At 47.1% G+C, this 25723-nt stretch carries 21 protein-coding genes; 6 read left to right on the top strand and 15 right to left on the bottom strand.

What is annotated here, in order from left to right:
• Both CWI78_RS12895 and folD read left to right on the top strand, forming a co-directional pair.
• Positions 1 to 182, top strand: a 182-nt coding sequence (locus CWI78_RS12895) for a hypothetical protein (RefSeq protein ID WP_157982706.1), incomplete at its 5' end; no start/stop codon positions are given.
• 88 nt (positions 183 to 270) lie between these two features.
• Positions 271 to 1131 (top strand): bifunctional methylenetetrahydrofolate dehydrogenase/methenyltetrahydrofolate cyclohydrolase FolD, encoded by an 861-nt coding sequence (gene folD / locus CWI78_RS10585; RefSeq protein ID WP_126782767.1) that lies wholly within the window; start codon positions 271 to 273, stop codon positions 1129 to 1131.
• Here the strand turns inward: folD and CWI78_RS10580 are convergent.
• Both CWI78_RS10580 and topA read right to left on the bottom strand, forming a co-directional pair.
• Positions 1128 to 1865 (bottom strand): pilus assembly protein, encoded by a 738-nt coding sequence (locus CWI78_RS10580; RefSeq protein ID WP_126782766.1) that lies wholly within the window; start codon positions 1863 to 1865, stop codon positions 1128 to 1130. The two genes, folD and CWI78_RS10580, sit on opposite strands and share 4 nt — an antisense overlap.
• Before the next feature lie 110 nt (positions 1866 to 1975).
• Positions 1976 to 4594 carry a type I DNA topoisomerase gene (gene topA, locus CWI78_RS10575; protein ID WP_126782765.1) on the bottom strand — a complete coding sequence of 873 codons (2619 nt, stop codon included), beginning with the start codon at positions 4592 to 4594 and terminating at the stop codon, positions 1976 to 1978.
• A 297-nt stretch (positions 4595 to 4891) separates the two neighbouring features.
• Between topA and astB the strand changes: the two genes are divergently transcribed.
• Entirely contained in the window at positions 4892 to 6235 is a 1344-nt protein-coding gene (gene astB, locus CWI78_RS10570; RefSeq protein ID WP_126782777.1) for an N-succinylarginine dihydrolase, read from the top strand.
• Positions 6236 to 6269: 34 nt separating this feature from the next.
• Here the strand turns inward: astB and purF are convergent, their stop codons facing one another.
• The 10 genes from purF to fabB form a co-directional block, all read right to left on the bottom strand.
• Positions 6270 to 7787, bottom strand: coding sequence for an amidophosphoribosyltransferase (gene purF, locus CWI78_RS10565; protein WP_126782764.1), 1518 nt, complete (start codon positions 7785 to 7787; stop codon positions 6270 to 6272).
• Positions 7788 to 7801: 14 nt separating this feature from the next.
• The gene (locus CWI78_RS10560) at positions 7802 to 8296 is read right to left on the bottom strand and encodes a CvpA family protein (RefSeq protein WP_126782763.1); all 495 of its coding nucleotides are present in this window, start codon (positions 8294 to 8296) and stop codon (positions 7802 to 7804) included.
• 90 nt (positions 8297 to 8386) lie between these two features.
• Positions 8387 to 8932, bottom strand: a complete 546-nt coding sequence (locus tag CWI78_RS10555; protein WP_126782762.1) for an SPOR domain-containing protein — start codon at positions 8930 to 8932, stop codon at positions 8387 to 8389.
• Between the two features lie 3 nt (positions 8933 to 8935).
• The gene (gene folC, locus CWI78_RS10550; protein ID WP_126782761.1) at positions 8936 to 10228 is read right to left on the bottom strand and encodes a bifunctional tetrahydrofolate synthase/dihydrofolate synthase; all 1293 of its coding nucleotides are present in this window, start codon (positions 10226 to 10228) and stop codon (positions 8936 to 8938) included.
• A complete protein-coding gene (gene accD / locus CWI78_RS10545; RefSeq protein ID WP_126782760.1) occupies positions 10228 to 11106 on the bottom strand; it encodes an acetyl-CoA carboxylase, carboxyltransferase subunit beta in 879 nt (292 codons plus the stop codon). The genes folC and accD overlap by 1 nt, the downstream gene beginning before the upstream one ends.
• Positions 11107 to 11197: 91 nt before the next feature.
• Positions 11198 to 11983, bottom strand: coding sequence for a tRNA pseudouridine(38-40) synthase TruA (truA, locus tag CWI78_RS10540; protein WP_126782759.1), 786 nt, complete (start codon positions 11981 to 11983; stop codon positions 11198 to 11200).
• 11 nt (positions 11984 to 11994) lie between these two features.
• Positions 11995 to 14208 (bottom strand): FimV/HubP family polar landmark protein, encoded by a 2214-nt coding sequence (locus CWI78_RS10535; protein WP_126782758.1) that lies wholly within the window; start codon positions 14206 to 14208, stop codon positions 11995 to 11997.
• 79 nt (positions 14209 to 14287) lie between these two features.
• Positions 14288 to 15304, bottom strand: coding sequence for an aspartate-semialdehyde dehydrogenase (locus tag CWI78_RS10530; RefSeq protein WP_126782757.1), 1017 nt, complete (start codon positions 15302 to 15304; stop codon positions 14288 to 14290).
• Positions 15305 to 15313: 9 nt separating this feature from the next.
• On the bottom strand, positions 15314 to 16459 hold the full coding sequence (locus CWI78_RS10525; protein ID WP_126782756.1) for a 4-phosphoerythronate dehydrogenase: 1146 nt from the start codon (positions 16457 to 16459) through the stop codon (positions 15314 to 15316).
• Between the two features lie 21 nt (positions 16460 to 16480).
• The gene (gene fabB / locus CWI78_RS10520) at positions 16481 to 17695 is read right to left on the bottom strand and encodes a beta-ketoacyl-ACP synthase I (RefSeq protein WP_126782755.1); all 1215 of its coding nucleotides are present in this window, start codon (positions 17693 to 17695) and stop codon (positions 16481 to 16483) included.
• A gap of 134 nt (positions 17696 to 17829) precedes the next feature.
• Here fabB and mnmC point away from each other — a divergent pair, with 134 nt between their 5' ends.
• Positions 17830 to 19650, top strand: coding sequence for a bifunctional tRNA (5-methylaminomethyl-2-thiouridine)(34)-methyltransferase MnmC2/FAD-dependent 5-carboxymethylaminomethyl-2-thiouridine(34) oxidoreductase MnmC1 (gene mnmC, locus CWI78_RS10515; protein ID WP_126782754.1), 1821 nt, complete (start codon positions 17830 to 17832; stop codon positions 19648 to 19650).
• On the opposite strand, the gene CWI78_RS10510 is transcribed toward mnmC, so the two are convergent.
• Positions 19615 to 19911 carry a YfcL family protein gene (locus tag CWI78_RS10510; RefSeq protein ID WP_126782753.1) on the bottom strand — a complete coding sequence of 99 codons (297 nt, stop codon included), beginning with the start codon at positions 19909 to 19911 and terminating at the stop codon, positions 19615 to 19617. The two genes, mnmC and CWI78_RS10510, sit on opposite strands and share 36 nt — an antisense overlap.
• 104 nt (positions 19912 to 20015) lie before the next feature.
• Here CWI78_RS10510 and fldB point away from each other — a divergent pair, with 104 nt between their 5' ends.
• A complete protein-coding gene (fldB, locus tag CWI78_RS10505; RefSeq protein ID WP_126782776.1) occupies positions 20016 to 20537 on the top strand; it encodes a flavodoxin FldB in 522 nt (173 codons plus the stop codon).
• Between the two features lie 5 nt (positions 20538 to 20542).
• Complete coding sequence (locus tag CWI78_RS10500) at positions 20543 to 22945, top strand: zinc-dependent metalloprotease (protein WP_126782752.1); 2403 nt, start codon at positions 20543 to 20545, stop codon at positions 22943 to 22945.
• 18 nt (positions 22946 to 22963) lie between these two features.
• Here the strand turns inward: CWI78_RS10500 and CWI78_RS10495 are convergent, their stop codons facing one another.
• Positions 22964 to 23356 carry an acyl-CoA thioesterase gene (locus CWI78_RS10495; protein ID WP_054486953.1) on the bottom strand — a complete coding sequence of 131 codons (393 nt, stop codon included), beginning with the start codon at positions 23354 to 23356 and terminating at the stop codon, positions 22964 to 22966.
• Positions 23357 to 23396: 40 nt separating this feature from the next.
• Positions 23397 to 25628, bottom strand: coding sequence for a S9 family peptidase (locus CWI78_RS10490; RefSeq protein WP_126782751.1), 2232 nt, complete (start codon positions 25626 to 25628; stop codon positions 23397 to 23399).
• Positions 25629 to 25723: the final 95 nt, after the last annotated feature.

Genomic DNA, 25723 nt, shown 5'->3' with positions numbered 1-25723 from the left:
AAGTGCGCTACCAAACTGCGCTAATCGCCGAATTTCTCCGAAAGCCGTGTCAGACGCAGCTTTTAAAAAATCTATTGCTGGCCGACAACGGTGGCGAATATTACCTGCTGAAGACTGACCCGTCAAACTTTTTTTCGGTTATCGGTATCGACTGGCTACTTTTGCAACAACCTGACGACTAAACCAACAACCGGTGACATTCAAGGCGGAAAAAAGTTACAATACCCATCATATATCACCTTGAATTCTCTCATTTTTGGGAACGCCACTATGCCAGCTCAAATTATCGATGGTAAATCCATTGCTGCCACTGTTCGTCAAGCTGTTAAACAGCAAGTAAAAGTACGTACTGATTCCGGACTGCGTGCCCCCGGTTTAGCTGTTGTTCTGGTCGGAAGCGACGCCGCTTCCGAAGTCTATGTCGGCAACAAGCGCAGGGCTTGCGAAGATGTTGGCTTTCGCTCATTTGACTACGATTTGCCAGCGACCACGACCCAGCAGGACCTTGAAAAACTTATTGAAAAATTAAACGACGACGAATCCATCGATGGTATTTTAGTGCAACTTCCCCTGCCCGCTGGGCTAGACGCTATACCGATACTAGAAAAAATTCGTCCGGATAAAGACGTTGATGGCTTTCATCCTTTCAATATTGGGCGCCTGTCACAGCGGATTCCGGCTTTGCGTCCCTGTACTCCCAAAGGCATCATGACCTTGCTGGAACACACCCAGGTAGATTTACATGGATTGAATGCTGTCGTGGTCGGAGCGTCTAACATTGTTGGCCGCCCTATGAGTCTTGAGCTTCTTTTAGCGGGAGCTACAACAACCGTTTGCCATCGTTTTACTAAAGATTTATCTGAACATGTAAAACGTGCAGATATCTTAGTAGTTGCCGTTGGTAAAGCGGAATTCATTCCGGGTGAATGGGTTAAACCCGGAGCCATTGTGATAGATGTCGGTATGAATCGTCTTCCTGATGGCCGCTTAACGGGAGACGTCGAGTTTTCAACAGCTGCTGAGAAAGCTGGCTGGATTACACCAGTCCCCGGCGGAGTGGGGCCAATGACCGTCGCATCATTGATCGAAAACACACTGCAAGCCTGTGTTGACTATCACGACATACGTTAAAACGAATTCCGATAGCCGCTTAACATGACATGTTGAGCGGTATTCGATAAGGCCCATAAGGGTCGATCGTACACAAGACTGCGCCCCGCACAGTAGGTTGCAGCTTTCGATCCAGACAATAAACGTTGCGTTGCCGCTAAAAATTCACCTGCAATCGGTATCTCCAGCGGTAAACACCAATACGTTTCAATGACTAATATACGTGCCTGATGCCATTGCTCAGTTTCATTCTCAGCGGCTCTGGCCTGATAATGATCAACGGAAATCTCACGTACTTCTCTTTCTTGTTCATCATCCCAACGCCATTCGGAAAACTGACGAAAATCGTTCTCGGTTGGCGACAGAACGTGTAGTTGTCCGAATTGCGCGAAATGAAGCCGTTGCTTTGCGATAGACTGCGCAGCCGCAGCCACCGGGTTATCAGTATCTAGTTGTGGCTTTAAACCAGCCATTCCCGCAACCACAGTGTTGACCATTGCGCTAGTTTTACCATGATTAATACTACCGGATCTCACTGCGTATTGGTTAGCAACAGTCAGAGTTTGCTGCCCCCACCAAATAATCAAAGCCTGAACAAAGGTCATTACGCTGGCAACGATAACCGGCCAGACAATCAGCAGCTCGACACTAGCTTGCCCTGCTTGTCTTCGGGGAACTTTAAGGGTATTCAAAAAGGAAAAGCCCGCTGCCGAGAAAGCAGCGGGAAATGTTATGCTCAAGCGAGGCAATAACATAGGACCTCCGTGTCCAGTGTGCCGTGTCCCTCAATAGACACGCCACTATGTTAGTCCAATCTCTATAGGTTAACTATTGGCAAAATGAGTGGTTTGCCGTAAGCCTTTAACTACTTCTCTTCTATTTGCCATTTACCATTACGATAAAACGCTTTCCAGCCCGTTTGTTTTTTCTTGATTTCAGTAACCACGTATTGCTCTTTATTCTTTCGCGAGAAGCGAACAATAGCATCATTACCGTCGTCATCTTCCTGTGGCGCTTCCGCCAGATACTTAAACTTCTCTGGTAAACGCTTCTTAAACTGTGCCAACTCTTTTACCGTAACAGCCCGGGTTTCTCTCGATTTCGGGAATGTATTAGCAGAAAGAAAGATACCCGAAGCTCCGTCTCTTAACACAAAATAAGCGTCAGACTCTTCACAAGGAAGTTCAGGCAACGGTACCGGATCTTCTTTAGGTGGTGCAGGCTCTCCGCTACGAAGTAACTTGCGGGTATTTTTGCATTCGCTATTAGTGCAACCAAAGTACTTACCAAAGCGTCCATTCTTTAATTGCATTTCTGAGCCACATTTATCGCACTCGATCGTTGGTCCATCATAGCCTTTAATACGGAATGTCCCCTCTTCAACGAGTTGCCCGTCGCATGTTGGGTTGTTACCACAAACATGCAGTCTGCGCTTCTCATCAATAAGGTAGCTGTCCATAGCGGTCCCGCATTTAGGACATCGCTTCTTCGCCCGCAAAGCTTCGGTTTCACGCTCTTCTTCGTCAGTCACCTCAATCGCCTCTTCACCCGGAGTCAGGTTAAGAGTCTTGGTGCAACGCTCTTTGGGCGGTAAGTTATAACCGGAGCAACCCAGGAAAACGCCGGTAGAAGCCGTCCGTATCCCCATTTTCCGGCCACACTCGGGACAGTCGATATCCGTTAAAACTAAACTATTTTCACGCATTCCACCTGCCGATGGCTCCAGTTCTGCTTTCTCCAGTCGCTCTTTAAAGTCAGCATAAAACTTGTCCAGCGTCTCTTTCCAATCGCGTTTCCCTGCTGCAATATCGTCCAGAGCTTGCTCCATTTCCGCTGTAAAATTGTAATTCATCAGCTCGGTGAAGTTTTCAATTAAGCGGTCATTAACGATTTCACCCATTTTTTCGGCAAAGAAACGGCGGCTTTCAACTCTGACATACCCGCGGTCCTGAATCGTTGAAATAATCGACGCATACGTTGATGGCCGACCAATACCCCGTTTTTCTAGTTCTTTAACCAGCGATGCTTCGCCATAGCGGGCCGGCGGCTTAGTAAAGTGTTGCTCAGGATACAACTGCTCAAGCTCAAGCGAATCCCCTTTATTCACGTCAGGTAAAGTGGCATCACCGTCTTTTTTACTACTGGCTGGAGGCATAACTTTAGTCCAACCAGCAAAACGCATAACGCGCCCACGAGCTTTCAATTCAAACTCACCCGCGGTAGCCGTCAAGGTTGTGCTGTCATAGCGAGCCGGTACCATTTGGCAAGCGACAAACTGACGCCAAATAAGTTCGTACAGACGTTGAGCATCACGTTCAACCGAAGCCAGTGACTCAGATTTAACCTTTACGTCTGACGGGCGTATCGCTTCGTGCGCTTCTTGTGCATTACTTTTTGCACCGTAGCGGACAGGCGCATCCGGCAAATAGTTTTTACCGAAGTCCTTCGTAATTAATTCGCGGCACGCATCAACAGCTTCGGAACTCAAATTGGTTGAGTCGGTACGCATGTAAGTAATGTAACCCGCTTCATAAAGCCGCTGCGCCATCATCATGGTCTTTTTAACCCCAAAGCCAAGCCGTGTACTGGCGGCCTGCTGTAGAGTCGAAGTAATAAAGGGCGCGCTGGGCTTACTTGATGTCGGCTTATCTTCCCGGGCGGTAATTTCATAACCCGCTGTTTTCAATGATGCGACAGCAGCGTCCGTCTCATTTTTGTTGGTCGGACGAAAGTTTTTCCCCGCTTGTTTCATCACCTGCATACGCAGAGACTCATGAGCCGGCGTATTCAGCTCGGCATGAACATCCCAGTACTCTTCCGGAACAAAGGCCTTAATCTCACGCTCGCGTTCAACTACAAGACGCACAGCAACCGATTGGACACGACCTGCTGATAATCCTCGTGCAATTTTTTTCCAAAGCAGCGGCGACACCATAAAACCCACAACGCGGTCAAGAAAGCGTCGAGTTTGCTGCGCATTGACTCGATCAGTATTCAGTTCCGCCGGATGCTCAAAAGCCTCCTGGATCGCTTTCTTAGTAATTTCGTTAAACACCACTCGCTTATAACGTGAGTCGTCACCTCCGATAAGTTCCCGCAAGTGCCAGGCAATTGCCTCACCCTCACGGTCCAAATCCGTTGCCAGAATAATTTCATCTGACTTTTTTGCTAATTGCTTTAACTCTTTAACGACTTTTTCCTTTCCCTGCAGGACTTCGTAATGCGCTTCCCAGTCGTTTTCCGGGTCAACGCCCATGCGGGCAATCAGTCGCTTATAATCGCGTTCTTTTTGATATTTTGCTTTTGCATCCGGAGCCATTTTACGTACTTCCGCTGCCGGCTTGCTTTTTATTGTCTCAGTAGCTCGGGTAGGTAGATCACGGACATGACCAACACTGGACTTAACGACAAAGTCCTTACCTAAATATTTATTAATCGTTTTGGCTTTTGCCGGAGACTCGACAATGACGAGCGATTTTGCCATAGAATAATCGTTCTCTTGTTGTAGATGACCGTGTATATACGTGCTAACAGTAACAATTACAAGTCCAATTGCTCTTTAGCGACCTTTTTTAGGTATATCGGTTATCGGCTACAGAAACAACCATAACTCGGTTATTTGATAAAAATTCGCACAAGCTAAATAAACAGTCAGATATAGGCTATCAGCCTTACAGTCCAGAAAAATAAAGGCTTTCAAGCCCGTTCTAAAACAGTATAATGGGACTTTAGTTTCTATTGTCAGGTGCACAGAACGTGCAGGGAGTATCGAAAAGTGAGCATGCAACACTTCGAAGTCAACTACGACGGTCTGGTCGGCCCTACTCATAATTACGCTGGATTATCGTTCGGTAATGTTGCCTCTTTAGCCAACGCTAAAGCCTCTTCCAGCCCCAAACATGCTGCCCTGCAAGGCCTGAAAAAAATGAAAGCGTTGCACGACATGGGAATGAAACAAGGTGTATTGGCTCCCCAGGAGCGCCCTGATATTTTTGCCTTGCGTCGCTTAGGTTTTTCCGGCACAGATGCTGAAGTGTTGTATCAGGCGGCAACCGAAGCCCCGGCTATATTCCAGGCTGTTTGTTCAGCCTCCAGCATGTGGACAGCAAATGCTGCTACTGTCTCTCCTAGTGCGGATACCGCCAATGGCAAAGTTCATTTTACCCCAGCCAATCTGACTAATAAATTCCACCGTTCTTTAGAGCCAAACACCAGTGGCCGTATTTTGCAGGCAATGTTCAACAACAGCCGTTATTTTGAGCATCATACGCATTTACCGGATAACGAGCATTTTGGTGATGAAGGCGCGGCGAACCACACCCGCTTGTGCCGTGAATATGGTCATGCCGGAATTGAGGTGTTTGTGTTTGGTCGTTATGCGTTTGACAGTTCAAAACCTGCACCGCAACGCTTCCCTGCCCGGCAAACTCTGGAAGCCTCTCAGGCAATAGCTCGTTTACATGGTCTGAGTGAAGAGAACACCGTCTATATTCAACAGAATCCAGACGTTATTGATCAAGGTGTGTTCCACAATGATGTCATTGCAGTCGGTAACCAAAATGTCTTGTTCTATCATGAACAAGCTTTTGCTGATGCCGAGTCGAAATTAGCCGAAATTCAGAGTAAATTCGGCGAACATCCCTTACATTTTATTAAAGTAGCCACCGATCAAGTCAGTATTCAAGACGCTGTAAGCACCTATTTATTTAACACTCAGCTAATTACACCGCCCGATGGTCAAATGACCATTATTGCGCCCACAGAATGTCAGGAAAACGATAATGTCCGGTCTTATCTTGAGCAGTTGACGCAAAGCAATGACAGCCCCATTAAGCGGGTTGAATTTTTTGATGTGAAGCAGAGCATGCGAAACGGTGGTGGGCCTGCCTGCTTGCGTTTACGGGTTGCCTTGAACGATGAAGAAATAGCCGGTGCGAACCAAAACTGTTTAATGTCAGACAAACTGTTTAAACGTTTGAATCAGTGGGTAGAAAAACACTACCGTGATGAGCTCGCTGTTGACGACTTACGTGACCCTGCGCTACTTGAAGAATCACGTTCAGCACTGGATGAACTAACACAAATTATGAAACTGGGTTCGGTATACCCGTTCCAACAAGACTGAGCGTAGGCCGCTCAGTCTTCTGCTTCAGAAGGAATTAATCGTTATCGTTGTGCAGTTCGAGGTTGGCGTCTTCAGAGCCGTCACGCTCGGACCTGGCAACGTCGTTACGGGCAGCATGCAGACGATCCAGATATTCCTGACTCACATCGCCCGTTACGTACTCACCACTAAACACCGAGGTTTCAAAACGTTTTATCGAACGATTTTCTGCACCGACAGCGTCAATTAAGTCATCAAGTTCCTGATAAATGAGCCCATCCGCTTTAATCATATCCTGAATTTCTATTGCCTCGCGTCCGTGACCGATAAGTTCATTGGCACTTGGCATATCAATACCATAGACATTAGGAAAACGAATTTCTGGCGCAGCAGAAGCGAAATACACTTTCTTAGCACCCGCTTCACGGGCCATTTCAATGATTTGTTCTGACGTTGTTCCCCGAACAATGGAGTCATCAACGAGTAAAACATTCTTACCGCGGAATTCCGCACTAATCGCGTTAAGCTTACGACGGACTGATTTCCGTCGCTGAGTCTGCCCCGGCATAATAAAGGTACGCCCGATATAACGGTTTTTTACGAACCCCTGACGGTACGGAAGATCCAACACATTGGCTATCTCTAGTGCAATATCACAACTGGTTTCAGGAATAGGAATAACCACATCAATATCGAGATCGGCGTAATCCCGTTTGATTTTCGCCCCCAACTTCTGTCCCATATTGACTCGCGACGCATAAACCGAAATGCCGTCAATAAATGAATCGGGACGCGCAAAGTAAACGTATTCGAAAATACAAGGGCAATGCATCGGTTTATCTGAACACTGACGCGAATACAGCTTACCATCGTTGGTTATGTATATTGCCTCTCCAGGTTCAACATCACGCAGGTATTTAAATCCGGTGCCGTCAATAGCAACACTTTCGGACGCAACAATGTACTCTTCGCCATCTTCAGTATCACGTTTACCTAACGCTAAAGGACGAATCCCCCATGGATCTCGAAAAGCAACCAGACCATGACCAAGAATCATAGCGACTACCGCATAAGCGCCACGAACCTGACGATGAACGGCGGTCATAGTGCGAAACACATCTTCTTCACTTAGTGTTAAGCTTTTATTTTTATCTAATTCATTGGCAAATACATTCAACAAAATTTCTGAGTCTGATGTGGTATTGATATGCCGGCGAGCAGTTTGAAACAAGTGCTCCTGAACATCGACTGCATTGGTCAAGTTGCCGTTATGCGCCATCGCAATACCGAAAGGCGAGTTAACATAGAATGGCTGCGCTTCCGCTGAACTTGAGCTGCCAGCAGTTGGATAACGCACATGACCAATACCAACATTACCTGACAACCGGTGCATGTGGCGTGTATGGAACACATCACGCACCAAGCCATTGGCTTTTCTTAAACGCAAAGTACAATGCTCATCGACTGTCATAATACCAGCGGCGTCCTGGCCACGATGTTGAAGCATGGTTAACCCATCATAAAGCGCTTGGTTAACAGGCTGCTTACCAACAATACCAACAATACCACACATGTCTTTTCACCTTTCTATACAGGTTGAGGGACTAAAAAACTGGAGCTGTTTTCCAGATAACTGAAAAACCACTGAATAAATACACCGAAGTGAGGGATTAATAGAGATTCCTGCCACCATTCGCTGGACGATAAAGTCGTAAAGGAATCAATAAAGAATAATAAGGCACTGACAATCAGTACACCGCGCAATGCGCCAAACACCAGGCCAAGAACGCGATCGGTGCCGGATAAGCCGGTGTGATGCACTAACTGAGAAAGAATGTAGTTGATAATTGCGCCAAGAATCAGCGTCGCTACAAATAATGCGGCTATAGCTGCGGCATTTCTGACCAGGGGATCACCGATCTGAGTAAAATATACCGCAAGATCTTGATAGAACTGGCTGGCAATAAAAAATGCTGAAATCCAGACGGCCAAGGACACAGCTTCTTTAACAAAGCCCCTAACCAGACTGATCAGCGTAGAAAGGCCGATAACAATTATAATGGCATAGTCAATCCAGAGCATAATAACTCACAATTGCTGCGCAAAAGACGCGGTGGATTTTAACAGAATGTGAGCCACAATGTGATTTTCTTTTCGCATATATTGCAAAACTCACGGCCGATAAGTAATGACTTTGCCCTCAAGTCCCGTTAGTTCTTTTAACGGAGCTAATTGTTTCTCAAGTTCCGCTTTAGATGTATCCGGCCCCACTAATACTCGTATCAATGAACTGCCGGAAGCTTTTTGTGAATACGCAGCAAAACCTTTTGCCTGTAATTGAGAGATTAATTGTTTGACGCTGTCTTCCTGACTAAAAGCACCTAATTGAATGACCCAGGCTTTACCATCAACGGCATACTCTGAGGGTTGCCGCGGCGGAGCCTGGATATCGTTATCGTCATTAACAGGTGCTGCAGAGTCGGCGGTTTTTTCTATTGCGGATTGTTCTTCTTTAACGGTTACAGGCTCTGCTACGGTTGTATCTGATAAGGTTTGAGGTTTCTTCAGCTCTTCCTCTACAGTCGGTTTCAATGGAATTGTTTCCATTGGTTCAACGGGCCCTTTCTTTTCTCCGTCCAATACATCAGGAATAATGATTACGGCTAACGCTACAAGTATTAATGTGCCAACGAGGCGATTTTGCAGAGGACTGGACAAAGCTCAAGCTCCTTTAAGGTGTGCGTTAATTCTCGCTACAGTGTAAAACGAGCCGAAGCCGAAAACCAGAGCCTTACCGTTATTCGTTTGCCATTGCTGTGCGGCTCTCAATGCTTCGGTAAATGCCAGCTCGACAGATTCAAACACCTCATAAGACTCCTTCGGGAGTTTCGCACTGACACCAAGTTGTTCGGCTGTTTCACCACGAGGCTCAGACAACGAGCCTAAGTACCAATTCGTCACTTGTGATATCAAAGCCTTAGCCACTCCCGCATGATCTTTATCGCTCAGCATACCAACGACGGCAAATATCTTATGCTCCGGATAGAACTTACGGACATATTGATTCGCATAAGCAGCAGCTTGAGGATTATGCGCCACATCAAGTAACACTTCACACTCGCGGTAAAAATAAGACTGCATTCTTCCCGGCAACGTTGCTCGTGCTATTCCTTCTCGGATAGCGGACAAAGTAACAGGTAAGGGCAGTTGTTCAATGGCAGCTATGGCTGTTGATGCATTAATAAGAGGCAGTTTAGGCAGTGGTAAGTCGTTGAGTTGGGTATGCTGACTACGGTAACTCCAACTCGTTCCCTGTTCATTCGCATGAAAATCGCGACCCACTTGCCAAAGTTTAGCGCCTATACGCTCGGCACTTTCTTCAATACTGCCCGTGGGTTTTTTTTCACCACAAATGAGTGGCTTGCCGGCTCTGCCAATCCCCGCCTTCTCACGCCCAATTTGTTCGCGGTCATTACCAAGAAATGCAATGTGATCAATACCAATGCTGGTCACTACAGCGACATCAGCATCGACACAGTTAACGGCATCCAGACGCCCACCAAGGCCAACTTCCAAAATAGCAACATCTGGACGCGCTTTATTGATTAACCATAGCGCAGCTAATGTGCCGAACTCAAAATAGGTTAAAGACGTTTGTTTACGCGCAACTTCAATGGCAGTAAAAGCCTCAACATGTTCAGCGTCGGTTAGTTCCTGAGCATTAATACGAACTCGCTCACGGTATTCTGTAATGTGCGGAGAAGTATAAACCCCGGTAGTGTAGCCCGCTGCACGAAGAATCGTTTCCAGATAGCACACGGTCGAACCTTTACCGTTGGTTCCACTCACAGTGATAACCAATTGAGCCGGCTCTAACACTCCAGCCTTAGCCCCAACCTCTGAAACTCGCTCCAGGCCCATATCAATGTTTTTGGAATGAATGGTTTCGAGGTAGATCAGCCAATCCTGCAACGGCGCTGCCGCAGCAGGAGCTGATGTCTGTATGCCCGTCATTATTCGCTTACACTTATTTCCGCAGTTTCAGTGGAGGGCAGGTTTTGCATTTTCGCTAACAAACGGGCGACGGTATCGCGCATATTACGGCGGTCAACAATCATGTCAATAGCACCATGTTCAAGCAAAAATTCGGCTCGTTGAAATCCTTCAGGCAGAGTCTGGCGTACCGTTTGCTCAATTACCCGAGGGCCGGCAAAACCAATTAACGCTTTAGGCTCAGCGATATGAATATCACCCAGCATCGCCAAACTCGCTGAAACACCGCCCATGGTAGGATCGGTTAATACCGAGATGAAAGGCAACCCTTCCTCACTCATTCGTGCCAACGCAGCGGATGTCTTCGCCATTTGCATTAACGACATTAACGCTTCCTGCATACGAGCACCGCCTGATGCTGAAAAGCACACCAACGGAATACGATGTTTAAGGCAGACTTCAGCGGCCTGCACAAATTTAGCCCCTACGACCGAGGCCATGGACCCGCCCATAAAGTTAAAGTCAAAAGCTACAGCGACTAAAGGAACACCCTTTACAGTCCCCTTTTCAGCAATTAACGCGTCATTTTCACCGGTACTCTTTTGTGCCGCAGCAATACGGTCTTTATATTTTTTCGAGTCTTTAAAGCGTAAAACATCTTTCGGTTCCAGATCGGTGCCGATCTCTTCACGGTTTTCTTTATCCAGGAAAATATCCAAGCGACTGCGTCCGGTGACCCGCATATGGTGATCGCATTTAGGACAGACATTTAGACTACGCTCTAAATCAGCCTTATAGATAATATTGTCACAGGCCGTGCACTTACTCCAGACACCTTCTGGAACGCCACGCCGCTTGTTAATTTTTGGCTTCGCAAGAATTCTTTCTATCCAGCTCATACTATTCCGCCTAAAAGCTGCTATTAGTCAATGTGATGTAGCTTACATGGTACCACAAATGGGTCAAGCAAAGAGGTCATAACAGTGACTCTTAGTCGCCTAGCCACAGCGGCCCCGGAGGTACACTCGGTATATTATAGTGCTCAGGATAAGTTACGGCTACCAGATAAAGCCCATCCGGTTTCGCCGTCGCGGCCGCTTTTGTCCTATCGCCGTCCCGTAACAACTCCCCAAGCCACGTAGGAGGCTGCAGGTGCTGACCAATGACAATAAGGCTTCCGACAATATTCCTAACCATGTGGTGCAAAAACGCATTCGCGGTAATATCGATGACAATGTAATCGCCACGTCGTTCTACCGTTAAATTAGAAATTTTACGAAACGGAGTATGTGATTGACAATGAGAGGCACGAAATGCACTAAAATCATGTTCGCCTATAAGCGCTGGCGTTGCTTGTTGCATGACTTTTTCATCGAGAGGCTGATGATAATGGCTCACTCCGGCCGAGTGAATGCCCGGACGAAATCGTGTATTGGCAATAATGTAACGATAGCGTCTTGAGGTTGCACTAAAGCGCGCACTGAACTCACTATCGACCTCCTGAGCCCAACGTACTGCAATACCCGCCGGTAAATTACTGTTAGCACCCAAGGTCCAGGCCGGACCGTGCCGTGGTATAGGAACATCGAAATGAACGATTTGTGCGGTAGCATGAACTCCTGCATCGGTCCTGCCTGCGCAGGTGACCGCTATGGGAGCGTCCGCAATTTTGCTTAAAGCCTGCTCAAGACATTGCTGAACACTTATCACTTCACGTTGACGTTGCCAGCCGTAATAACGACTACCGTCATATTCAAGGCATAAGGCCATTCGCATACTGCTTTATCCTACGAATTTAATTTTTGTTGCAGCGTCTTGGCTTCTTTTGCCAGCGCCTCATCATCACCTTCTGCTAATTGCTGAAGAATTTCTCGCGCTTCATCTTCTTCGCCCATCTCAATATAGGCTCGGGCTAAATCCAACTGACCAGCCGGATCATCGTCCTCGGGAGCACCTTCGGCGTCACCAGATTCATCGTCAGGTAAAACATCTTTCACCGCAGAAGACTGGTAACGATCATTATCTTCATCCTCTTCATCAGCCTCTGCCATTAATGAATCGATATCGACAAAGTCTTCATCTTCTTTGGCACTAAAAGAGTCAGCGTCTTCCTGCTCATCGTCTTTTTCGTCAGCTTCTGCTGCACCGCCAAATAGTGACTCTAAATCCTTATCAGCTTCATCTTCAGCTTGCTCAAGCTCCGCGTCATCTTCCGGAACTTCTTCCTCCAGCTCATCCAGCTCGTCCAATGACTGGGTCAGTTCATCAGATTCCTGAAGCAACTGTTCCAAATCATCTTCTTCAGCTTCTTCCTGCTGATCAGAAGTCTGTGCTGCCTTTTCTTCTTTCTCAGGTTCAGCTGCTGGCTGTTCATCCGCGCTTTCTTCGGCTGTCGGTTCATCTTCGGCTTCAGACAACCCTAATTCGGCAAGCACATCATCCACTTCGCTGTCGTCAAAATCATCCGGCAACAAATCGTTACTTTCTTCATCAGCTTGTTCCGAAGGTTCTTCCGTTACCGTCTCATCAACCTGAGTTTCTTCATCCGGTGCGTTATCTGACAGTATGTCGTCAATATCATCGCCATCTGTGACATCAGATTTATCAGTATCTGCTTGCGGCTCTTCCGCTTTCTCCTCTGGAGCTTCCTGAGAGTCTTCCTGTGCCTCATCGACAGACAGGTCAATGGCTTGCTCATCATCGTCATCAGCTTCACCAAATAATCGATCTAACTCATCCTGAGATAACTCACCCGATTCATCGGCTTCCTCATCCGGTAACACGGCTTCGTCATCCGGTAACACGGCTTCGTCATCATCGTCCAAATCATCATCTGAACTTTCCTTAGAAGGTGTTTCCGGCTGTTTATCATTATCATCACCGTCGTCAAGCCGCACGCTAAAGTCACTTTCATCTTCTTCTGAATGACCCGTCAATTCCGCTTCGAGTGCGCTCAGGTCATCGCCGTCATCATCGGTACTTTCTTCCCCGTCAATATCAAACAGGCCGTCCGTGCTATCTTTCGGTACATCTCCAAGTAATTCTTTATCAAGCTCTGCCGCAGCTTCCTCTTCGGTTAGCTCTTTATTCTTGCTTTCCTCTTCCTCATCTTCTTCTTTTGACTTTGCTGAACGACGTAAAAACAAGAAAACAATCAGCCCAATAATCAGCAGCGCCGGTAAAACCGACACCAGCAACATATTCACCGGACTTTGCAACCAGTCTGCAATACCAGAGTCCTGCTCAACTTCTTCTCTGGCTTGTTGTTCAAGAAGTTGCCTTTGCTGAGCTAATACCTGTTGAAACTGAACTTCCAGCTCATCAGTTTTACTCGCACTGGCGGCAAGTTCATCCAGACGTTCAGCTAACGCATCAATTCGCTCTTGTAAAGATTGATTCTCTCCATACATACGTTCAACAGCCTGCATAGACTGCTGAATGTCGGAGCGCAGCTCTTTAAAGTTCTGCTCCTGGCGCTGCTCTACTTCTTCAATTGTCTGTTCAGCTTTTGCTCGGGCTTCTTCCAGCAACTGTTGCTGCTCAGCCCGGGTTCTTTCCGTGCTCTCTTGTGCTTGTGAAAGTTCTTGAGATTTGGTTTTCAGCTGACCATCAACCACGACCTGGCGTCGAGCAGCCTCAGGGTTAACCATTTGAATTTCTTGCAGAGAAGGAATGCGTAGATAGAAACCATCAAGCATGCGGTTCATGTTGCCATCAACGAACGCTTGGTCGTTTGCCTGAACAATGGCAACCATCGTTTGGTATTGAGTCACGCTGGAATGTGGCTTATAACGACGGGCAATATCCCACAGAGTGTCATTACTGCTAATTGGGCCGTAACGCTCCTGCCCAATGCGCACATCGGTTGCTTCTGAGCCCTTTTCGCCTTTTATAACGACACCGTCCTGCCAACTTGCCGCAGCGACTGTCATGCTGCCGGACAACACTAGGGCTGCCAGCGAAAAATATCTCAGTACCTGCACTCTTATCGTTTTTCTCATTCCTTCGTCTCTGCCTGCACTTTGCTCTTATCTTTAACGGCGTCAGTCCTGAAAACTTTATGACATACAGCGGCTTAAATTACCAGTAATCACGAATTAAAGTTTCAGCGATTTGTATACTGTTCGTTGCTGCACCTTTGCGAATATTATCAGACACGACCCACAAGTTAAGACCATTAGGGTGACTGATATCTTCTCTTACTCTTCCGACAAAAACGTCATCGTTACCGGCCGCATTACCCACTTGCGTTGGAAACTCTTCACGCTGTTCCATTAAAGTAACACCCGGAGCTTCACTTAACAGCTGTTTCGCATGCTCTGCTGTAATTGGCTGGCGTGTTTCAATGTGGATGGCTTCTGCATGACCAAAAAATACCGGCACTCTGACAGCAGTAGGATTGACTCGAATACTGGGATCATTAAATATCTTTTGCGTTTCCCACACCATTTTCATTTCTTCTTTGGTGTAGTCATTCTCCTGAAAAACGTCTATTTGAGGAATGCAGTTGAAAGCAATTTGTCGACTGAAATTCTCAACCGTAGGCTGCTTTCCATTCAACAACTCCGCCGTCTGTTTGGCGAGCTCTTCCATCGCTTCTTTACCAGCTCCCGACACCGACTGATAAGTGCTGACGTTAATACGTTCAATACCCACCGCGTCGTGAATTGGCTTCAGTGCCACCATCATCTGAATAGTCGAGCAGTTCGGGTTTGCAATGATATTACGATTCCTGAAATCGGCTAAAGCCCAAGCGTTAACTTCCGGCACCACTAGAGGAATATCTGGTTCGTAGCGAAACTCCGAAGTATTATCGATAACAACGCAACCTGCCTCAGCGGCTTTCGGTGCAAACTCACGAGAAATAGAGCCTCCCGCAGAGAAAAATGCGATATCGGCGTTAGACCAGTCAAACTCGGTAGCGTCTAACACTTCGATTTCTTCACCGTTAAAGTCAACGGTCGCGCCAGCCGAACGAGCGCTAGCTAAAGGAAAAAGCTCTGCCACCGGGAATTTTCGTTCAGCTAAAATTTCGATCATCTGCTGACCCACTAAACCTGTTGCACCTAATACCGCAACGCGAAACCCATGTGACATGCTAACTCCTTACTTAGGCAATTGCCGAGCGTTAAAGCCCAACTGTAAAAACTGGATGTATTGCTCGCTATTATGGCATGTAACCACCTGATTAATGAACTCTCTGCGCGGCCTTTCTTTGCGATAATTACGACGCAGACGATCAAAACCATTTGATGTGAGGCCATGCTTCCGGAACATACTGTCATCGTGACTCAGGTCGAAGTGTTCTTTTACCCACGCACAAAGCGTTTCAAATTTATTGAGTTCTTCGGCTTTGCATTCTGGCCATTCAACCGGCGGTAAAACTTCGAATAACGTTTTATTGGCTTCATATCCGAAATGTTTCAGCAAGGCGTTTGCTATCATCACGGCACCGCCCACTTTGCCTTCCAGACTGTGTCCGGCAATATGCGGCGTGGCAATATCAATGTAAAGCACTAACTCCCTCAAGACTTCAGGCTCGTTTTCCCAAACATCTAAGACTAATGAAGGCCGTTCTCCCTGTTCCACTCGATTCAGTAACGCTTGGTTATCAACCACGGCTCCCCGGCTGGCATTAATCAATAGTTGCTGCGCGTGAAGTGATTGTAATGCCGTATTTTCAAACAAATGCCGTGTTGGAAACTCACCCTCAAAGGTTAAGGGTACATGGCAAGAGATGATATCGGCGGTCAGTACTCGCTGCCAGTGGTCATGTACAAACTTAACGCCTTTTTTACACAATGGCGGATCGTAGTAGTGAACATTAAGCCCTAAAGCTTCCAGCCTTTTCCCAGCCGCTTTTCCTGTGTGTCCGGCGCCAACAATAGCAACATCAATTTCATCAAAAGACGACAAAGACTGATCGTTTAACCAATTCAGAACCGCGCAAAGGACATATTCACCAACGGACTGCGCGTTAGCGCCGGGCGCGTGCGCGAAGCCAATGCCTCGTTCGGTGAGTGCATTAATATTAATATGCTCAGTGCCAATGGTCGCCGAGGCAACAAATTTCAGTTTAGGGGCTTTGCGCAGCAGGCTTTCATCAACGTTGGTAACCGATCGCACCAGCAATGCATCGGCTTCTGCCAGAAGTTCTTCAGGGGGGATTCTCTCAGAGAAGTAAGAAAGTGTTCCTGCACCCGACAATACATCTGACAGTGCAGGAATATTCTGGTCGGCAACGATTTTCATCGCAGTAACCGACTTAATCTATTACTCAGAGTATTGGCGCATCACTAACGATGCGTTCGTACCACCAAAACCAAAGCTGTTGGACATAACAGTCCGCAACGGTGCCTCAGTTGTTTGCTGAATGATATTCATACCATCGGCTTTTTCATCCAACGCTTCAATATTAATTGAAGGTGTAACAAAACCATTCTTAAGCATCAGCAATGAATAAATTGCTTCATGAACACCGGCAGCACCCAAAGCGTGCCCAGTCATTGCTTTAGTCGCGCTGATCATTGGTGTTTTTTCAGGGAAAACTTCACGAATGGCCTCTAGCTCTTTAACATCACCAACCGGTGTACTGGTACCGTGCGTGTTCAAATAGTCGATTGGCGTATCCACCGTTTCCATAGCCATATTCATACAGCGAACCGCACCTTCGCCTGACGGAGCAACCATATCGTAGCCATCAGAAGTAGCGCCGTAACCGACAATTTCACCGTAAATTTTAGCGCCACGAGCTTTAGCTGCTTCCAGCTCTTCAATAACCAGAATACCGCCACCACCAGCAGGTACGAAACCATCTCGACCCTGATCGTATGTACGTGACGCTTTCTCAGGCGTGTCGTTATACTTGGTGCTTAACGCGCCCATAGCGTCAAACTCCATTCCCAGCGTCCAGTGCAATTCTTCACCACCACCAGCAAAAACACGGTCCTGCTTACCAAACTGGATAAGTTCAAGAGCGTGACCAATGCAGTGGGCAGAAGTTGCACAAGCAGAACTGATAGAGTAATTCACACCCTTAATTTTAAACGGTGTTGCCAGGCAAGCTGAAGTAGTTGAAGCCATGCAGCGAGGTACCATATAAGGCCCTACTTTTTTTACGCCACGCTCACGTAAAATATCGGCTGCCGCAACCTGGTGTTCGCCAGAAGCGCCACCAGAACCAACGACCAGACCGGTACGCGGGTGAGATACCTGCTCTTCGCTCAAGCCTGAATCTTCAATAGCCTGTGCCATCGCGATATAGGCATAAGCTGCAGAGTCACCCATAAAACGCAATGCTTTACGATCAATGTGGTCTTTGGGATCTAGATCAACAGCTCCCCACACTTGGCAGCGCAGCCCCATTTCCGCAAAAGATTCTGAACGGCTAATACCCGACTTGCCGGTACGTAACGATTCCAGCACTTCTTCCTGATTGTTTCCGATACTTGATACGATACCAAGTCCGGTGATAACAGCTCTTCTCATTCTTTAATCCTGTCTGACATTTCTACGTCGATATCTTAACCAACGTTGTGTGTGAATGTGGTCTGCTTTGTCCACTGTTGTTCGTAAAGTTGTTATTATAGCGACCATCGACCAATAAATCATGGAATAGCCGCTTGAATTCTAGTTCATCTGTTCAGTTTAACGAGCATGGCGTACCTGTTTCCACTACTTTCGACGATATTTATTTTTCTGTCGACAGTGGTGTTGACGAAAGTCAGTACGTATTTCTCAATCAAAATGGATTACCTGAACGCTGGCACTCTCTACCGGATCATTATTGCTTCACTATTGCTGAGACCGGTTTTGGTACAGGGTTGAACTTTCTGCTGACCTGGAAACGCTTCCTGGAGCATGCACCAGCGAATACACGACTTCACTTTGTTAGTTTCGAAAAGTTTCCTTTATCACGCCAACAACTTCAGCAAGCTTACCAGTTACTAACTCCCGTCGCGCAGCTAAGTTCTCAGTTTTTGGAGCATTACCCTGCGGTCAATCCGGGCTGTCACCGCATCATCCTATCACAAGGCCGCGTCATTCTGGATCTTTGGATTGGCGACCTAAATGAGTTACTGCCTGACTGGCTACCACAGGCACAACAGCAAGTTGATGCCTGGTTTCTAGATGGTTTTGCCCCCGCCAAAAACCCAGAAATGTGGCAACCGGCATTGTATGATGCGATGGCGCAAACAGCGCATAGCGACACAACATTCTCAACTTTTACTGCGGCTGGCAGCGTAAAGCGAGAACTACAGCAAGCGGGATTTAAGGTTAAAAAAGTGCCCGGTTTCGGGCGTAAAAGAGACATGCTTTGTGGCCTTTACAACCAGGCAACGGATAAGAAAAAACACAATGACAGGCGCAGCGTCACCATTATTGGTGGGGGGATCAGCGCGGCCTGCTCCGCTTTAGCACTGAGACAAAGGGGGGTCGACGTCAGGCTCATTACACCTGAAATCGCCGACGGCGCTTCCGGCAATCCTCAAGCAGCCGTCTACCCTCTGCTTCATGCCGAGCATACACCACTCAGTCGATTGTACTGGCAGGCCTTCTCTACAGCCACAAGCTTCTACCGTAGCTTTTGTGCGGAGAACTGGTTCCCCACGGGTGTTATGCAGCCGGCGTTTAACGACGACAGAGCCCGGCGTTACCAGCGCATAGCCGACCATCTCTATGCCGAGGAAACGGTGCGTTATTTACAGCAACCGGAAGCAGAGAAAGCAGCTGGTGTTTCGTTGGCTTTTGCAGCACTGCATTACCCAAGAGCGGGATGGTTAAGACCATCGAAAGTCGTCAAGACGCTTTTAGAGAAGGCAAATACCGAGTTTATTGAAGGTAAGGTGAAAGCATTGGAGCAAACCGCAAACGGCAGTTGGCAGATTACATTGAATAATGGGGAGTTATTATCCGCTGAGCGTGTCGTCGTTGCCAGCGGCCATCAAGTTAATTTGTTATTACCGGAAAACATAGAGCCTCTGCCAATACAGCCGGTTCGCGGTCAAGTGAGCTTAGTAAAAACAACGCCCGAGCTCTCCGCGCTTAAAACGGTTTTATGCTTTAAAGGGTATTTAGTTCCTGAAGATGACAACACTCACTGTGTTGGAGCGACTTTTCACCGAGACAGTGACGATCTGGAGGCCAGAACAGAGGATGACGAAGAAAACCTGCAGCAGCTTAACCAGAATGCACAGGAGTCGTGGTCTGAATCACTTGAGGTAACAGCGCACCGGGTTTCTGTAAGGGCAACCAGCCCCGATCACCAACCGGTCATCGGAACCGTTGCTAAAAACTTACACGTTGTTACCGCGCTAGGATCGCGGGGCTTTACCTCAGCTCCTATTCTGGCCGAAATTATTGCCTGCCAATTAACCGGGGAGTTGGTCCCGTTAACTCAGGATGCCTTACGCCGCATTGCCGTTAGTCGCTTTAAGCGCTAATTTATCGATTACGTTATTGATGTGAGCCTGATCAGCTGGAGAAAGTTCATGGCGGGTCTTGTGCACTGCTTCGCGCAAGGCCGGCATGATATTCTCCGGCTGAGTCTCACCAGCCATCTCCAACTGCGCAACAACCAAATCAAAATGTCCGCGTAAATAACCGCTGGCGAACAGCTCATCATCGGTTCCCGAAACAACTGCCTCGTCAAAAACTGTCTCAAGTTGTTCCACTAATTGATCAAAGTCCATACTGCTTCCCATTCGAAGCTCCCTTCCGGAAACAAAGGCGCTCATTCTAACGGTCTTTTTGTTACAATGCATCCGCATCAAAGACTCAACGCATGACAGAGGTGTTTATTATGTCCCTGGAAATTGGCTTGTTTTATGGTTCAACTACCTGCTATACCGAAATTGCCGCGGAAAAAATTCAGCAAGCCATGGGCGAGGACATTGTTCAGCTATTTGATATCAAAGACACCCCGCTAAAAGAAGCTGAACAATTTGACGTCCTGATTTTTGGCATTTCCACCTGGGATTTCGGAGAGCTTCAGGAAGACTGGGAAAGCCACTGGGATGACATTAACGATGTTGACCTACGCGGTAAAGTTGTAGCACTTTATGGTATGGGCGATCAGGAAGGCTATACCGACTGGTTTCAGGATGCATTGGGAATGCTGCACGACGCCATTGCCGCCCATGGTTGCAAGCGCATTGGTTTTTGGCCTAATCAGGGGTATGAATTTGCCGCTTCCAAAGCGTTAACCGCAGATAACACTCAGTTCGTCGGTTTATCACTGGATGAAGACTCACAATATGAGCTATCAGATGAACGTATCGAACAATGGACCACGCAAATTTTAGAAGAAATTGCCGAACAACTAGGATAACAATAATGCAAAGCTTTCTTTCCAAAACCTTGCTGCTGATAACGCTGTTAGTGTCGTTAAGCGCTCTGGCAAAAACTGAAAACAACAGCATTGAAGCGTTCACTTCATCATTTGAAGAGCAACAGGGTTTCTTCACGTTTTATCATGATAAAGCGACCAGTAAGTTCTATCTGGAAGTTCCCAAAGACAGCAGACAATTTATTTTTCAAACCAGCCTCCCGTGGGGACTAGGTTCTAATGATGTGGGTCTTGACCGTGGTCAACTAGGCGAAACTCGTCTGTCCTCGTTTCATATCGAGGGGAATCGGGCGTTACTGGTTCAGCACAATACGGAGTTCCGTGCTCAAACCCGTAACCAGGCTGAAAGAGATAGCGTAAATCAAGCCTTTGCCGATGCCGTACTCTATGGTTTCGAGGTTGTTGCAAGCAATGACAAGCACGTTTTAATTGACTATACCCCGTACCTTCTAAGCGATGTACATGGCGTAAGTAAACGCTTACAACAAACCGAGCAAGGGCAGTTCAAAGCCGACCCAAACCGCTCTGTCGTTTATCCGGAGCGCAGTAAAGCTTTTGTTGAAAATACTGAGTTAGAAGCAAAAGTCACTTTTGTCGGCGAAGGACAAGGCCAATGGATCAACCAGGTAGCAGCCAACGCCGATGCGATTTCTCTGCACCTTCATCATTCTTTTATTAAACTGCCCGATGCGGCCTACCAGCCTAGAGAATTTCACCCCAACAGCGGTTTCTGGGCACACAGCTTTAAAGACTACGCGGCACCTCTTGGTGAATCAATGACGGTACAATATATCCCGCGTCACCGTTTAAATAAAAAAGACCCCATTGCCTCACAAAGTGAAGCTCGTGAACCCATCGTCTACTATCTCGACCCTGGTGCACCAGAACCAGTAAAAACAGCGCTGCTGGAAGGCGCCCGCTGGTGGACTGAAGGCTTTGAAGAGTTAGGTTACGATAACGCTTTTCAAGTAAAGGTCCTGCCTGATGACGCCGACCCAATGGATGCTCGCTATAACGTGATTCAATGGGTTCATCGTGCTACCCGCGGTTGGTCATATGGTTCATCAGTGATTGACCCGCGCACAGGAGAAATCATTAAAGGTCATGTCACCTTAGGCTCTCTTCGTGTACGTCAGGATATGAAAATTGCTGAAGGTTTGCTAACCCCCTTTATTGAGGACGCTAGCGAGCTGAAAGCAGCCGTTAAAAGCATGGCTCTGGCTCGTATTCGCCAACTGAGCGCGCACGAAATTGGCCATACACTGGGAATTGCTCACAATTTTGCGGCCAGCACCACTGATCGAGCCTCGGTTATGGATTACCCACATCCGTTAGTTAACCTAACCACAGAGGGTACCTTAAGCTTAAATAACGCCTACGCTGAGGGCTTAGGTATCTGGGATAAGCAAGTATTAGCTTATGGCTACAGCGATTTCGGCGGCATGCCATCGTCATCTGAACAGCTGGCTCGTATTCTTGAAAAGAATAAAACGCTTAATCTGCACTTCATTTCGGATCGAGATGCCCGCCCTGCAAGCGGCGCTCACCCACTGGCTCATCTATGGGATAATGGCAGCGACCCGGTTACTGAACTGGAACGTTTGCTTTCCGTTCGCCAACAAGTACTGGGTAGCTTCAGTAAAGATATGCTGCAGCCAGAGCAGCCTCTTAGTCAGCTACAAGCGATCTTTGTACCGGTTTATTTGCTGCACAGATACCAGACAGAAGCTGCTGTAAAGTGGCTAGGTGGCGTTAACTATCGTTATTACATGGCGAACGACACCGCGGATGATTACCAACCGGTTGGTGCTGCCAGGCAACAAAGCGCTCTAAAACAGTTGCTTAAAACCATTCAGGCAGACAACCTGCGTGTACCATCACATGTTAAGCAATGGCTGGTTCCTGTGGCTTACGGTCAAAACTCATCACGCGAAGACTTTGACGGAAAAATGGGACTAATACCGGATACGGTGAGTATGGCAGCCAGCGCAGCCGACCATAGCCTGCATTTGATGCTTAACAGCCAGCGCCTGAACAGACTGGTTCAGCAACACGCAGACAACGAACGGATACCTTCTCCAACGCAGGTAATGTCGGAAATTTTTAGTACCGTTTTCAACGACTGGGAAAACGCTACCAACGACCCTCTGCTGCAACGTTTATTGATGACTGCGTTGAATGCCGAAGTCAGAGCAATAAAAAGTGCTGGCCTGGCTGCGGAAACTCGATTAATGATGCGGGCAGAGCTTGTTAAACAGCAACAGCAGCTCGCTGAATCATCTTCTTTATTACTGCAGCAACTGGCTCATGATTTAGAGAGTTTCTTAACTGATGGGAAGTGGCCGGAACAATACGAACCCGAAGCGTTGCCGCCGGGTTCGCCAATCTAACGAAAATACCAGGGCCGCTTACAGCGGCTCTGGCATATCGTCTAACTGATCTTTGGTCTTACCGTGTGGAGTTGGTTGACGTGTTTCCGGATCAATATGAACGAAAACAATGTCATCCGCGGTACAAATATTTTGCTTCGTGTGCTTGTTACGCACCAAACAAGTAATAGCTAACGACGTACGACCTACAGACTTAACCTGCAAACCGAACTCAACAACATCGCCCTGAAACGCTGATGTTTCAAAGGTAATGGCGCCAATGTGCTTGGTTACCAGACTTTTAGCTTCTAACTGACAGCTGGCAAAAATATAAGCTTCCTCATCAATCCATTCTAAAATACGGCCACCAAATAACGAACCAGCAAAGTTCAGATCATTTGGCATAACCAGCCGGCGAGATAAAAAGCGCATAGTCACTCCTTATAAGTGGAAGAGATGAACATATTATAACCTATTGTTCGCCAATGGTTTGTTGAAAAAATTGGGCAATCATTGAATACAAATGAATTTTTGTATGACGCCCGTTAATAGAATGCTTTTTCCCCGGGTAATTCATCATTTCAAAAGACTGAGCGTTGTCCTGCAATTGTTTGTATAACTTTGTACTATGAGTAAACAAAACGTTGTCATCGGCCATTCCGTGATAAATCAACAAATCGCCTTTAAGGTTTTTACTGTACGGAAAGACGGAGGATTTTTCATAAGCATCGCCTTCATTCGGCATGCCCATGAATCGTTCGGTGTAATGCGTGTCATACAAGCGCCAGTCAGTTACTGGTGCGCCGGCAATTCCGGCTTGAAAGTGTTCAGGGGCTTTAAACATTGCAAGTAAAGACATGTAGCCGCCGTAACTATGACCATAAATACCAATACGCTTAGCATCGACATAAGGCAAACCGGTTAAATACTTGACCCCGACGACCTGATCATCGACCTCGGGCCCTCCCATGTTTTTATAAATGGGGGCTTCAAAGCGTTTCCCACGGTTCGCTGAGCCTCGGTTATCCAGCGTGAAAACTATAAAGCCGTGTTGCGCCATATATTGAACAAACTCACTGCCCCAACTTTTAGTGACTCGCTGAGCACCCGGCCCACCATAAACGTAAACCATTACTGGATACGTTTTTTCAGCATCAAAGTTTTTAGGTTTGGTTATTTTATAATAAAGCGTTTGGCCATCTGCAGCCTCAAGTTCGCCAAATTCCGGGTAACTCCATTGACGCAGATAGGGCGAGAGAGGATGCTCATCGGTAATCTCATTTTCAGCTAACCATGCCAGGTGGTTCCCGGTTGGCCCATGCAAGCTCACTTGCTTAGGTTGCTGGGGGGAAGAGTAAGTATCCAGATACGAACGCGCGTCCGAGGCAAATTCAATATCATGCATCCCTTCGCGCTCGGTAATACGTGTCGGATTTGCCGCCGAACTGGCATTCAACTGTGCGCGGTAGAGATGAGACTCAAGAGGAGACTCTTTACGAGCCGTAAAATAAAGTGTTCCTGTGCTCTCATCAATTGCCTCCAGCTCGTCAACTTGCCAGTCGCCGGAGCTTAACTGACGAATTAAAGAACCATCCAGCCGGTAAAGATAAAGGTGTTTAAATCCACTTCGCTCAGAAGCCCAGATAAAATGCTTATTATCTTCTAAGAAATACAAATCGTTATGAAGATTCAGCCAACTGTCGGATGTTTCCGTCACAAGCGCCTGCTCCGTCTTATCCTGACGGTTATAAACCAACAGGCTCAGTGTCTGTTGATTGCGACTCTGCCACTGATAGCTAAGATGCTTGCTATCGCCGACCCACTTTACTCTTGCCAGATAGCCATCATCTAATCTATCAAGATTTAACCAATCGACTTCTTTATTACCAACCTGATAAACCCCTAAATCAATGTTGACGTTATCGCTTCCGGCAAAGGGGTAACGTTGTTGTATGGTTTCTATGCTATCGGCATAAATTTCACTGCGAGTAGCCAAAGGAACAGGACTTTCATCAACTTTGGTCAACGCAATTGCTGATTCATCCGGAGCCCACCAGTACCCCGTCATACGCTTCATTTCTTCCTGAGCAACAAACTCAGCCATGCCAAATTTAAGCGTTCCACCACCGGCATTGGTAACAGCCCGTTCTTTGCCACTCTCTATATCAACAAAGTATAAATTTTGCTCACGAATATAAGAAACGTAATTTCCTTTAGGTGAGAGTTTCGCATCGGTCTCGAAAGACTTTGTTTTAGTCAACTGCTTGATACTCGACTTACCCGGCTGGTAGTAAAAGACATCGCCATTATACGGAAAAAGCAACGCATCACCCTGCGCGGACCAACTGTACTCTATGATGCCGCTTCCACTGACCCGCTGGCGCTCTCGGCGCGCCTTTTCCTCATCAGAGAGCTCACGTTCTTCTGTAGCAAGCTGATCAGCTGATACCAATAATTCATGCTTGTTGGCTTCTATATCGTATAACCATAAATCATAACGCTGAGGATTCTGCTCGCTACCTTTTAAATAGGAAAGATAGTTTCCTCCCGGAGCAAACTTAAGCGCTCGCGGTGTTTCACCGGTCAGACTGGGTCCACTAAACAGGCGCTCAATGGTTAAGTCTTCAGCAAAGACAGACAAGCTAAAAATACTACAGATGGCAAAAGTAACCGCCTGAACTCGGCGGTTAAGCATAAAAGGCATGATTTTCGATCCAGTTGTTAGTCTATTGCTTATAATACTAACAAAGTTCAGGGTAAAAATCGGTGCGGTGCGGTGAAATAACACGAAAACGCCAC

The organism is Idiomarina ramblicola, assembly GCF_003987255.1.
Lineage (GTDB): Bacteria > Pseudomonadota > Gammaproteobacteria > Enterobacterales > Alteromonadaceae > Idiomarina > Idiomarina ramblicola.
Note: the sequence above shows the minus strand (reverse complement) of the source record. Positions and strands in the feature narration are given on the sequence as shown.